This window comes from Mycobacterium sp. (assembly GCF_052143115.1).
In the GTDB taxonomy this organism is placed as follows: Bacteria; Actinomycetota; Actinomycetes; order Mycobacteriales; family Mycobacteriaceae; genus Mycobacterium.
Genome location: NZ_JBKQTQ010000155.1, coordinates 20,805 through 32,813, shown reverse-complemented (window position 1 = coordinate 32,813; position 12,009 = coordinate 20,805). Strand labels below are relative to the sequence as shown.

At 65.9% G+C, this 12,009-nt stretch carries 9 protein-coding genes and 2 riboswitches; all 9 genes read left to right on the top strand.

The window, feature by feature from the left end:
• Positions 1-70: 70 nt before the first annotated feature.
• The 9 genes from ACLQI9_RS15935 (at position 71) to ACLQI9_RS15895 (ending at position 11,980) form a co-directional block, all read left to right on the top strand.
• Positions 71-985 (top strand): ESX secretion-associated protein EspG, encoded by a 915-nt coding sequence (locus tag ACLQI9_RS15935; RefSeq protein WP_442379830.1) that lies wholly within the window; start codon positions 71-73, stop codon positions 983-985.
• A gap of 177 nt (positions 986-1,162) precedes the next feature.
• Positions 1,163-2,674 (top strand): type VII secretion integral membrane protein EccD, encoded by a 1,512-nt coding sequence (eccD, locus tag ACLQI9_RS15930; RefSeq protein ID WP_442391904.1) that lies wholly within the window; start codon positions 1,163-1,165, stop codon positions 2,672-2,674.
• Positions 2,652-4,424: a type VII secretion-associated serine protease mycosin gene (gene mycP / locus ACLQI9_RS15925; protein ID WP_442391905.1), complete on the top strand. Its 1,773-nt coding sequence runs from the start codon at positions 2,652-2,654 to the stop codon at positions 4,422-4,424. The genes eccD and mycP overlap by 23 nt, the downstream gene beginning before the upstream one ends.
• The gene (gene eccE / locus ACLQI9_RS15920) at positions 4,421-5,599 is read left to right on the top strand and encodes a type VII secretion protein EccE (RefSeq protein WP_442385229.1); all 1,179 of its coding nucleotides are present in this window, start codon (positions 4,421-4,423) and stop codon (positions 5,597-5,599) included. The genes mycP and eccE overlap by 4 nt, the downstream gene beginning before the upstream one ends.
• Positions 5,596-7,428, top strand: coding sequence for a type VII secretion AAA-ATPase EccA (gene eccA, locus ACLQI9_RS15915; RefSeq protein WP_442391903.1), 1,833 nt, complete (start codon positions 5,596-5,598; stop codon positions 7,426-7,428). Before eccE ends, eccA begins: the two co-directional genes overlap by 4 nt.
• Positions 7,429-7,602: 174 nt before the next feature.
• Positions 7,603-7,773, top strand: a riboswitch (M-box (ykoK) riboswitch).
• A 233-nt stretch (positions 7,774-8,006) separates the two neighbouring features.
• Entirely contained in the window at positions 8,007-8,306 is a 300-nt protein-coding gene (locus tag ACLQI9_RS15910) for a PE family protein (protein ID WP_442379282.1), read from the top strand.
• 14 nt (positions 8,307-8,320) lie between these two features.
• Complete coding sequence (locus ACLQI9_RS15905; protein WP_442379284.1) at positions 8,321-9,610, top strand: PPE family protein; 1,290 nt, start codon at positions 8,321-8,323, stop codon at positions 9,608-9,610.
• Positions 9,611-9,928: 318 nt separating this feature from the next.
• A riboswitch (M-box (ykoK) riboswitch) is annotated at positions 9,929-10,099 on the top strand.
• A 285-nt stretch (positions 10,100-10,384) separates the two neighbouring features.
• Positions 10,385-10,684: a PE family protein gene (locus ACLQI9_RS15900; RefSeq protein WP_442379286.1), complete on the top strand. Its 300-nt coding sequence runs from the start codon at positions 10,385-10,387 to the stop codon at positions 10,682-10,684.
• A gap of 36 nt (positions 10,685-10,720) precedes the next feature.
• Positions 10,721-11,980, top strand: coding sequence for a PPE family protein (locus ACLQI9_RS15895; protein ID WP_442379288.1), 1,260 nt, complete (start codon positions 10,721-10,723; stop codon positions 11,978-11,980).
• The last annotated feature ends 29 nt before the right edge of the window (positions 11,981-12,009 follow it).

Sequence of the window (12,009 nt, the reverse complement as noted above, 5' to 3'; positions counted from 1 at the left end):
CGGCAGCACACCGATCAGGGTGTGCTGCCGCGTCATGCGGTAACCGAGCACCTAAGACACGAGAGTAGTAATGGATCAAACCACCCGGACCGACATCACCGTCAACGTCGAAGGCTTCTGGATGTTGCAGGCGCTGTTGGACATTCGCCACGTAGCCCCCGAATTACGTTGCCGGCCATTCGTTTCCACTGATTCGATGGACTGGCTGAACGAGCATCCCGGCATGGCGGTCATGCGCGAACAAGGCATCGTGACGGGCGAGACGGTCAACGAGTTGGTCGCCGCCCGCATGCGGGTGTTGGCCGCGCCCGATCTCGAGGTCATCGCGCTGCTGTCTCGGGGCAAGCTGCTCTACGGCGTCAAGGAAAAAGAAGAAGAAGGCGGCGGCGACGAGCCGGTGGGATCTCGCGAGATCCCCGACAACGAGTTCCGGGTGCTACTGGCCCGCCGTGACCAGCACTGGGTCTCGGCGGTACGGGTCGGCGACGAGATCACCGTCGACGACGTCTCGATCGCGGATACCACTTCGATCGCATCGCTGGTCTTCGACGCGCTGGAGTCCATCCACCACGCCGATCCCGCGGCGATCAACGCGGTCAACGTGCCGCTGGAGGAAATGCTCGAGATCACGAAAGCTTGGCAGAGCTCTGGGTTTAACGTCTTCTCCGGTGGCGATCTGCGGCGGCTCGGCATCAGTGCGGCGACGGTGGCCGCGCTCGGGCAGGCGCTGTCAGATCCGTCGGCTGAAGCCGCGGTCTACGCCAGGCAATACCGGGACGACGCCAAGGCACCCAGCGCCTCGGTGCTGTCGCTGAAGGACGGGTCCGGCGGCCGTATCGCGATGTACCAGCAAGCGCGTACCGCTGGGTCGAACGAGGCCTGGCTAGCCATCTGCCCGGCCACCCCGCAGTTGGTCCAGGTCGGGGTAAAGACTGTTTTGGAGACCCTTCCCTACGGCGAGTGGAAAACGCACAGCAGAGTTTAACCAATGTTACGGAAATCCCGCGCACAGCAAGGATTTTGCGTGCAGCATTCAGCATAAGGTGCGGATGCCGCCAAATGCTCTAGAATCTGCTCAACAATTGGGACGCGACATCACAATTCCAAATAGCGAGGCAAAACACACATGGACCCACAAACCGTCGACAAAGGGGGTGCAGGGATGACCGCAGTAGCTGAGGCGCAACAGCCAGGCACAGAGGCAGTCGCGTCCCCACAATCGGCCGTGATCGGCATCATCGCCGGCGAGGGCGTGCAGATCGGCGTTCTGCTGGACGCCAACGCGCCGGTTTCGGTGATGATCGACCCGCTGCTCAAGGTCGTCAACGTCCGACTCCGGGAGTTGGGCGTGACGCCTCTGGAAGCCAAGCAGCGCGGTCGCTGGGCGCTGTGCCTGGTTGACGGAACGGCCCTGCGGGCCACCCAGTCGCTGACTGAGCAGGATGTCTACGACGGGGACCGGCTGTGGCTGCGGTTCGTCGAGGACACCGAGCACCGCTCTCAGGTCATCGAGCACATTTCGACGGCCGTGTCGGTCAACCTGAGCAAGCGCTTCACCGCGATCAACCCGACGACTGCCATCCAGGTCGGCGCGGCCATGGTCGCGACCGGGGTGCTGTTGGGTTCGGGGCTGCTGGGCTGGTTCCGCTACCAACACGACTCGTGGGTCCCGGCGCCCTACGCCGCGGTCATCGCGGTGATGGTGATCTCGGCGGCGCTGATGATCCTGGGACGCGCCAAGACCGTCCAGGACCGCCGCGCGGGCGACATCTTGCTGTGGAGCGGGCTGGCGCCACTTGGTGTGGCGGCGGCTGCGGCACCCCCCGGCCCAGTCGGCGCGCCGCACGCGGTGATGGGTTTCGCGGTCGTCGGTGTGGCCGCCATGCTGGCGTTGCGGTTCACCGGCCGTCGGTTGGGTACCGGCACTGCGATCGTCACCATCACCCTGGCGGCGACGCTCGCGAGCCTGGCGCGGATGGCATTTGGTACCGGCGCGGTGACACTGCTGACCACCATCCTGCTGGCCTGCGTGTTCGGCTATCACGGCGCGCCGGCGCTGGCCCGCTGGTTGTCCGGTATCCGGCTGCCGGTGTTCCCGTCCGCCACCAGCCGCTGGGTATTCGAGGCCCGGCCTGATCTGCCGACCACCGTGGTGGTCAACGGCGGCGGCCGTCCCACCTTGGAAGGGCCCGCGTCCATCCAAGATGTCGTGCTGCGGGCCGAGCGGGCCCGGTCGTTCTTGACCGGATTGCTGGTTGGTCTCGGTGTACTGACGATTGTGTCCCTGGCGGGTGTATCCGATCCGCGCACCGGCGACCGGTGGCTGCCGCTACTGCTGGCCGCTTGCACCGCCGGCTTCTTGATGCTGCGTGGCCGCTCCTATGTCGACCGTTGGCAGGCGATCATCCTGGCCGTGACGTCGGTCCTTATCGTCGCCGCGATTGTGGTGCGGTACTCGCTGGTGTTGTCCTCGGCGGCAGCGGTGTCGGCGGGAGTGGCCATCGTGGTGCTGCTGCCCGCGGCCGGAATGATCGCTGCAGTGGTGGTACCCAACACCATCTACAGCCCGCTGTTCCGCAAGCTGGTGGAATGGGTTGAATACCTCTGCCTGATGCCGATCTTCCCGCTGGCATTGTGGTTGATGAATGTCTATGCAGCGATCCGCTACCGGTAGCCGTAGTAAGCTGCGGCCGCTCCGCGCGGCCGCAATGGCTGCCACGACGCTCATCGTCGCCTCGGTAGCGCTTTCCGGGTCGCCCGCGTACGCGATCAACCCTCCGGGGATCGATCCGGCCGCGGTGCCGTCGGACAGCCCGCCCGGGCCTCCGGCGCCCATGAAGCAGAGTGCCTACTGCACCGAGGTTGGGGTGTTGCCGGGCACCGACTTTCGGGTGCAGCCGAAGTACATGGACATGCTCAACCTGCCCGAGGCGTGGCGCTTCGGGCGTGGTGGTGGGGTGAGAATCGCGGTCATCGACACCGGGGTGACCCCGCACCCGAGGTTGCCGCATCTGGTTCCGGGCGGCGACTACGTGATGGCCGGCGGCGACGGTCTGTCCGACTGCGACGCGCACGGCACGCTCGTCGCGTCGATGATCGGCGGTGCCGCGGCGCCCACGGAGGGCCCCGCGGCACCGAGGCCGCGGCGAGCGCCGCCAGTTCCGACCCGGGAGCCACCGCCACCGGCGCCGCCTCCGCAGACGATCAGCGTGGCGCCGCCGCCTCCGCAGACGATCACGCTGGTCCCGGCTCCTCCGCCACCGTCGGCGGAGCCAGGTCAGCAGCAGCAGCCGCCGCCATTCGGCGCTCCGCCGTCGCCGCAAGAGCCCAAGCAACCGGGGGCCGCCAACCGCGGCCACGGCAAGATGGTGCTGCCCGGCTATTCCCGTGGCGGGCAGATTGTCTCGGTCGATTACCCGCGACCGGCGGCGCCACCGCCGCTTGACCCGCCGCCGACAGGGCCGGCTGACGCGTTCACCGGGATTGCCCCCGACGCCGAGCTGATCTCGATCCGCCAGTCCAGCCAGGCGTTCACCCTCAAGGACGCGTACACCGGCGACGAGGATCCGCAAACGCGGCAGAAGTCGGACGACATCCGGACCATGGCCCGGGCGATCGTGCACGCGGCCAACATGGGCGCGCGGGTGATCAACATCTCCCAGGTGTTGTGCGTGAGCGCGCGCAGCCTGATCGACCAGCCCGACCTGGGGGCCGCGGTCCGTTACGCGGCCGTCGACAAAGATGCCGTCATCGTCGCCGCCGCGGGCGACACCAGTCAGCGCGACTGCAAGGAGAATCCACTCAGCGACCCATTGCACCCGAGTGATTCCCGCGACTGGAATGGTGTGACCACGGTGGTGACGCCGTCATGGTTCAGCGACTACGTCTTGACCGTCGGCGCAGTGGATTCCTCTGGTACGCCGATGGACAAGCTGAGTGTGGCCGGGCCCTGGGTGTCGATCGCTGCACCCGGTACCGATGTCGTCGGTCTCTCGCCGCGAGATGACAGTCTTATCAACGCGATTGACGGTCCGGACAACTCGCTGCTGGTGCCAGCCGGCACCAGCTTCTCCACCGCGATCGTCTCCGGTGTGGCTGCTCTGGTGCGGGCGAAATATCCCCAACTGTCGGCGCATCAGATCGTCAACCGGTTGATTCGCACCGCCAGGGCACCCGGTCGCGGAGTGGACAACCAGATCGGCTACGGGGTCGTCGACCCTGTCGCGGCGCTGACGTGGGATGTGCCCGACGGGTCTGTCCTGCCGAAAGAATCGGGTTCACCGCTGAAAGTGCCCCCGGCACCTACCCCGCGCAACATGACGCCGGTGTGGGTAGCCGCTGCTGGATTGGGTGGCGCGTTACTCATAGCCGGCTTGGTGTTCGGCGCAGCGTTGCTGATGCGAAAGACAGGGAGACAGGAATGAAGGCACAACGCGAATACGGGCTAGCCCTGTCCTGGCCGCGGGTCACCGTGGTGTTCCTCATTGATGTTGCGTTACTGGTCATTGCGAGTCACCTCCCCGACGTTTGGCCGAGGGGTGCGGCGTTTTGGGTGGGTGTCGGTCTCGCGGTGCTGGTGACGATCGTTGCCCTGGTCACCAATGGGGGAGTTCCCATTGCGTCGGCGCCGGTTGCGCGGGTGCGCAATTGGTATGCCGATCCCGAGGCACTGACCGTCGGCTGCACCGCTGCCATCGACCACCGTCGTCGCTTCAGCCACGAAACGGTCGGCGTGCGCGAGTACGACGGCCAGCTGATCGCGGTGATCGCGGTCGAGGGGGTGGCCGACGCATCGTCCGGACGGCATCGCCATCGGGCTACGGCCCTGCCGTCTATGCCCCTGGAAGCCGTCATCGAGGCGCTGCGCCAGTTCGATGTCCGGCTGGACAGCGTCGACATCGTCTCGGTGGGAACACGTCCGGGCGGCAAAGGCGTCAAATCGGCGGTGCGAGATGATTTCGGCGCTAACGGCGATCGACGCCCGACCGAGGAGCGCAACACCTGGGTGATACTGCGGATGGATCCGCTGCGTAACGCCTTGGCCGTGGCCGCCCGCGATTCCGTCGCCTGCACACTGGCCGCGGCTGCCGAGCGGCTGGCTAATGATGTCGAAGGGCGCAGCTGCGCCGCGCGGCCGCTGACCGCCGACGAGATCGTCGAGGTCGACGACGCCGTGCTGGCCGGGCTCCAGCCGGCTCACATTCGGCCGTTCTGGCGATACCTCAAGACACCGGACGGGTACGTCACCAGCTTCTGGGTCTCACCTTCCGACATCAGCACCGAGACGCTCGAGGAGCTGTGGCGCACCGATGCCGACGTCACCGTGATGACGATCCGGCTGATCGCGGACGGTCGTGAAGCCGATGTGGCGGTGTGGGTGCGCTACCACAGTCACCAGCGGCTGCGCAAAGAGACGTTCAGCGGACTGAACCGGCTCACCGGCCGCCAGTTGGGCGCGGTAGCCGCGAGCATTCCGGCGCCGACTTCGCGTCGGCCGCTGCCCATGCCGAGTCGCATACTCGACGACGGCGAGGGTATCTTGGTTCCGGTGGGTGCAATAGCACAGCAACAGACAAGTCACACCGAAGCTTTGCGATGACTCGACCGCAGGCCGGCGCGGCGGATGCCCGCAACGCCATGGTTGCCGGCCTGCTGGCGTCAGGTATCTCGGTCAACGGGCTACAGCCCAGCCACAATCCGCAGGTCGCCTTGCAGATGTTCACGACGGCCACCCGGCTCGATCCGGACATGTGCGACGCCTGGCTGGCACGGGTGCTGGCCGGTGATCAGAGCATTGAGGTGCTCAGCGGCGCGTGGCACGCCATCAAGACATTCGGCTGGGAGATCCGCCGGCTGAGCCTGTCCGAGTTGGAGTTTCGCCCCGAGGTTTCCGACGGGATGTTCCTGAAGCTGGCGGTCACCAGCGTGGAATCGTTTTCCGCCGCCTACGCGGCCGCGCTCACCGAGGCGAAACGGTTCCAGGAAGCGGCGGAACTCCTGGATTCGACGGAGCCACGGCATCCGTTCGACGAGGAGCTGCTCAAGTATGTGCGAGGGCTGCTGTATTTCCGCACCGGCCGGTGGCCGGACGTGCTCACCCAATTCCCGCCCGGAACGACGTGGCGTCAACCCGAGTTGAAGGCCGCCGGATCGGCGATGGCCACCACCGCACTGGCTTCGCTGGGGGTGTTCGAGGAAGCCTGCCGGCGCGCGCAGGAGGCCATCGAAATCGACCGGGTGCCCAGCGCGGCCAATGTCGCCTTGTACACCAAGGGAATGTGTTTGCGGCATCTGGGCCGTGAAGAAGAGGCCACCGAGTGTCTACGCCAGGTGTACTCACGCGATGCCAAGTTCACCCCGGCCCGCGATGCATTAGACAATCCCAGCTACCGGCTGGTGCTGACGGACCCGGAAACCATTGAGGCCAGGACGGATCCGTGGGACCCGGACAGCGCACCGACCCGCGAGCAGGCCGAGGCCGCCCGTCACGCCGAGATGGCCAAGAAGTACTTGGACGAAGGCGATGCCGAGCTCAACGCGATGCTCGGGATGGAACAGGCCAAGCGGGAAATCAAACTGATCAAGTCGACGACCAAGGTGAACCTGGCCCGGGCCAAAATGGGCCTGCCGGTGCCGGTGACGTCGCGGCACACCTTGTTGTTGGGACCTCCCGGCACCGGGAAGACGTCGGTGGCGCGTGCGTTCAGCAAGCAACTGTGCGGTTTGACCGTGCTGCGCAAGCCGTTGGTGGTGGAGACCAGCCGCTCGAAGTTGCTGGGCCGCTACATGGCCGATGCGGAGAAGAACACCGAGGAGATGCTCGAGGAGGCGCTGGGTGGGGCCGTCTTCTTCGATGAGATGCACAACCTGCATGAGAGCGGCTACTCCACGGGCGACGCCTACGGCAACGCGATCATCAACACTCTGCTGCTGTACATGGAGAATCACCGCGATGAGCTGGTGGTGTTCGGAGCCGGCTACGCCAAGGCGATGGACAAGATGCTGGAGGTCAATCAGGGTCTGCGGCGGCGGTTTTCGACGGTGATCGAGTTCTACAGCTATAACCCGAAGGAGCTGATCGCGCTGACGCAGTTGATGGGCCGGGAGAATGAGGACGTGATCACCGATGAGGCCGTCGACGTGTTGCTGCCGGCCTACACCAGGTTCTATGACGACGAGAACATCTCGCAAGACGGCGATCTGATCCGCGGTATCGACGTGCTGGGAAATGCGGGATTTGTGCGCAACGTGGTGGAAAAGGCGCGCGATCACCGCAGCTTCCGCCTCGACGACGAGGACCTCGACGCGGTGTTGTCCAGTGAGTTCGACGAGTTCAGCGAGGACCAGCTGCGCCGCTTCAAGGAGCTGACGCGCGACGACCTCGCCGAGGGCCTCAGCGCGGCAGTGGCGGAGAAGAAAACCGACTAGCCGTTCGCGGGCCGCCGGCGTGACCCCTGACGGCTCTGTCAGTTAACGCCTGCGGCCCAGGAACGGCGTGGCCTGCCGCATCTGTAACGATCTCCAGCAATTTACCGATAATCCGCCGCGCGTTGCATTGACGGGCGTCGGCGCTGCTGCCACGATGAAGTTACAAACACGTTACATGCACCTCGCTAGGTGAGGCGTCTGCACGGATATAGGCCACTGACCTCGAACGTCGAAAGACGCCCAGGGTCAGGACAGCTCTTCCCGGGTTAAGGGTTGAGCCCAAGTGGCTTCCGGCTCAGCCGGATACGCCGTGCGGTGCCAAAGCTCCGGCGAGAGGGGTGCCGCCCGACGGTTTCCGTCGGGCGTCTTACCTCTCTTGGCGGCACGGCGGGGTCCTGGCCGTCAGGAGGTGGGGCCGAAACCGAATTCCACCGATAGTTCTTCGCCGAACTATCCGAGATCGATGACCGTTTCTTTCCGATCCGGTCACGGCGACTCCGCCAACTGAATCGGTTTGCGCTCAACCCTTACAGCGGCCGAGGCCCGTTCCGGGTCGGACTTTTCCGAAGGAGAAGTCCATGTCATTCGTCACTACACAGCCGGAAGCGCTGTCCGCAGCAGCCGGCAACCTACAGGGGATTGGCGCGAACGTGGCCGCCCACAACGCGGCCGCAGCCAGCCCCACGACGGCGCTGGTTCCCGCGGCGGCCGACGAGGTGTCGGCGCTGACCGCGGCCCAGTTCACCGCCCACGCTCAGGTCTATCAAGCGGTCAGTGCTCAAGCCGCGGCGATTCACGAGATGTTCGTGTCCACCCTGAGCACCAGTGCCGGGTCCTATGCGGCCACCGAAGCCGCCAACGCGATCGCTGCGGGCTAAGGGGGGTTGTTGCAATGGATTTCGGGGCATTAACACCAGAGATCAACTCCGCTCGCATGTATGCCGGTCCCGGTTCGGGGCCGATGCTGGCAGCCGCGTCAGCGTGGGACGCACTGGCCGCCGAGTTAGGTTCGGCGGGGTCCACCTTTTCATCCGTGGTCTCCAGCCTGGCCGAAGGTTCCTGGCTGGGGCCGGCGTCGGCATCGATGGCCGCCGCGGCCGCACCGTACGTGGAATGGATGAGCGCGACCGCCACCGAGGCTGAGCAAACGGGCTACCAGGCCAAGGCTGCGGCACCCGCGTACGAGGCTGCGTTCACCATGACGGTGCCGCCCGCGGAAGTCGCGGCCAACCGCACTCAGCTGGCGGCGCTGGTCGCCACGAATCTCCTGGGTCAGAACACTGCGGCGATCGCGGCCACCGAAGCCCTCTACGGAGAAATGTGGGCTCAAGACGCCGCGGCGATGTACGGCTACGCCGGCTCCTCGGCGGCCGCCGCGACGGTGACACCGTTCAGTTCGCCGCCGCAAACCACCAACGCGGGCGGAGCGGCCAGCCAAGCCGGCGCGGTCGCCCAGGCCACCGGCACGTCGTCGAGCGCTGGCGTGCAGTCGACACTGTCGCAGGTGGTCTCCACGGTTCCCAATACCCTGCAGGAGCTCGCATCACCGATGTCGGCGGCCGGAACCAATCCGTTTGCGCCAGGATCGAATACCGCCACGACGGGGATCTCCGGATTGCTGAACCTCCTGAGCGGACAGAGTGGATCGGCTTTCGGGAGCTTCTTGAACTCCACGATGGCTAACGGGTTCCTCTCGGGTAACTGGGCGAACCCGTCCAGCATCATGCCGGCTATCACAAGCTCGTTCGGTGATATCGGGTTCCTGGCGGTAGCCGGTCAGAGCATTGGCGGCATGAATCCGGCCCTGTTTACGGGGGCGGCTGCTGCCCCGTCCGCGATGAGCACAGTGGGCCACGTCGGTTCGGCGATGGGTGCGCTCGGGTCACCCGGCCTGGGCGGATCGGCGGTGTCGGCCGGTATGGGCCGCGCGACGTTGGTCGGGACGATGTCGGTGCCGCACAGTTGGGCCCCCGCCCCGCCCGTGGCGAGTCCCACGGCCACGGCGTCGGCGGCAGAGGGCTGGTATATGCCGCCGGGGGTGGAGGAGGCGTCCGCGACGCCAGGAATGCCGGGTATGCCTGGAATGCCGATGGCAGGCGGCACCGCACGCGGGTGGGGCTTTGCCGCTCCTCGGTATGGGTTCAAGCCCACCGTCGTGGCGCATCCGCCGGCTGCCGGATAGCAGAAGGGAGTCACGCCGTGAGCGTCAAGCCCACGACGACAGGCATGAGGCGCCGAAGTTGGCGCCGAACCCAGCGTGGACGTCCACCTTGTCCTGGACCGAGTCCGCGCAGACTCGGGGGACGCCGATATATACGCATGCAATCGGCAAGCGTACCGGCCCCCTGCGTGCATGTGAACTACGAACAGCCACAACAGATCTCGACCGCAAGTGTGAGTCCGACGTGCAAATGTGGTGAGCCTAAGCCTTGGCCGTTGTCGACCACCACGCCGCGCGTTGGGTTGACTCCTGCCACTCTTGATGGAACTATTGCGGATGCAAGCACCTCGCTAGGTGAGGCGTCTGCATGGATACAGGCCACTGACCTCGAACGTCGAGAGACGCCCAGGGTCAGGACAGCTCTTCCCGGGCTAAGGGTTGAGCCCAAGTGGCTTCCGGCTCAGCCGGATACGCCGTGCAGTGCCAAAGCTCTGACGAGAGGGGTGCGAGTCGGTTGATGTGCCGGCTCCCAAACATCCCGCTGTGCAACGTGTTGGCACCCCTGTGTGCCCTGGCCGTGAGGAGGTGAGGCGAAGTGAGTCCAAGTGACAGTCCATATCCGAGACCGGTGATCATTTCGTTCGCATCCGGCCCCGGCTCCGTTTCCATTATCTGAATCGGCTTGCGCCGCTTCGATTAACACACACACGCTGCGGTTTCGTACGCGCGCGTGGTCTTTCCGTGTTCTGACACGACCACCGTGAGTTCAGTCTGCTCTGCGTAAGGAGAAGTCCGATGTCTTTTGTAACCACACAGCCGGAACTACTGGCGGCAGCAGCCGGCCAGTTGCACGGTATCGGCGCGGTGATGACCGCCCAGAACGCGGCAGCGGCCGCCCCGACGACGGGAGTCGTGCCGGCCGCTGCTGACGAAGTATCTGCCCTGACGGCAACACAATTCGGTGCCTACGCCGCGATGTACCAAGCGGTCAGCGCCCAAGCCGCGGCCGTTCATGAGATGTTCGTGCGCACTTTGGGTGCCAGTGCCGGTTCGTACGCGGCCACCGAGGCCGCCAACGCAATCGCAGCGACCTGATCGAGGCCAAGGCCAGTTTTGTGAAGGAGTGCGGTGATGACTGTAACGCTGGATTTCGGAGCACTGCCACCGGAGATCAACTCCGCTCGCATGTACGCCGGCCCGGGCTCAGGGTCGATGATTACCGCTGCGGCCAGTTGGGAAGGTTTGGCTGCTGACTTGCGTTCGCAGGCGGCCTCCTACAGCTCGGTCGTCTCGGGGCTGACCAGCGATGGATGGCGCGGTCCCGCGTCGGCATCGATGGCAGCCGCGGCCGCGCCCTATGCGGCGTGGATGAACACCACCGCTGCCCAGACTGAGCAGGCCGCGAACCAGGCTAAGGCGGCCGCGGCGGGGTATGAAGCTGCGTTTTCGGCGACGGTTCCTCCACCGGTGATCGCGGCTAACCGCGCTCAGCTGGCATCGCTGGTGGCGACCAACTTTCTGGGGCAAAACACCCCGGCGATCGCGGCCACCGAGGCGCACTACGCCGAAATGTGGGCCCAAGACGCCGTGGCGATGTACGGCTACGCGGGCTCGTCGGCGGCGGCCACCCAGCTGACACCGTTGACCGGGCCGACACAGAACACCAACGCAGGTGCGCTGGCCGGCCAGTCCACCGCGGTCGCCCAGGCCACTGCCACCTCGGCTGGCACGGGCAGCCAGTCGCTGTCGCAGCTGGTCACCACCGTGCCAAACACGTTGCAGGGATTGGCGTCCCCCGCGTCGTCGACGTCGTCTTCGGTGACGTCATCGACCTCGGGGCTCGGTGGCATCTGGAATCTGCTGACTGGGGGGTCCTCCGGGAATTCCGCGCTGGACAGCTTCTGGAGCGAGTGGGGGCCCAACGCAAACATCTGGAACACCATATTTTCTTCGGGGTTCTACATGCCGAGCAACACCTTGGGTGCCTTCACGAGCTTGCTCGGCGGCCAAGCAGCTGGTGCGGCCGGAGACGCCGCAGGAGCGGCTGCGAGCAACGGGCTCGGTGCCGCCGCCGGTGGGCTTGCCGGCCCGCTGGGAGGCCTGGGCGGGTTAGGGGGTCTCGGCAGCGGGGTGTCGGCCGGTTTGGGCAAGGCAGCCTCGCTAGGGCCATTGTCGGTGCCGTCGAGCTGGACTGCGATCGCGCCAACGGCGAACCCTATCGCTTCGGCGTTGGGCGGCACCCCGCTATCCAGCCCTCCGGCAGTCGCCGCGGGCATGCCAGGGGTCCCACTGGCGGGTGTGCCCGGGCGCGGAGCAGCCGGCGGCGCCGGTATGGACAACCGGTTTTTGCTCCGGCCCCCCATGGTGCCGCACTGGGCCGGGACCGGTTGACGAAAAGAGAGGACCAGCAGTTCATTTCA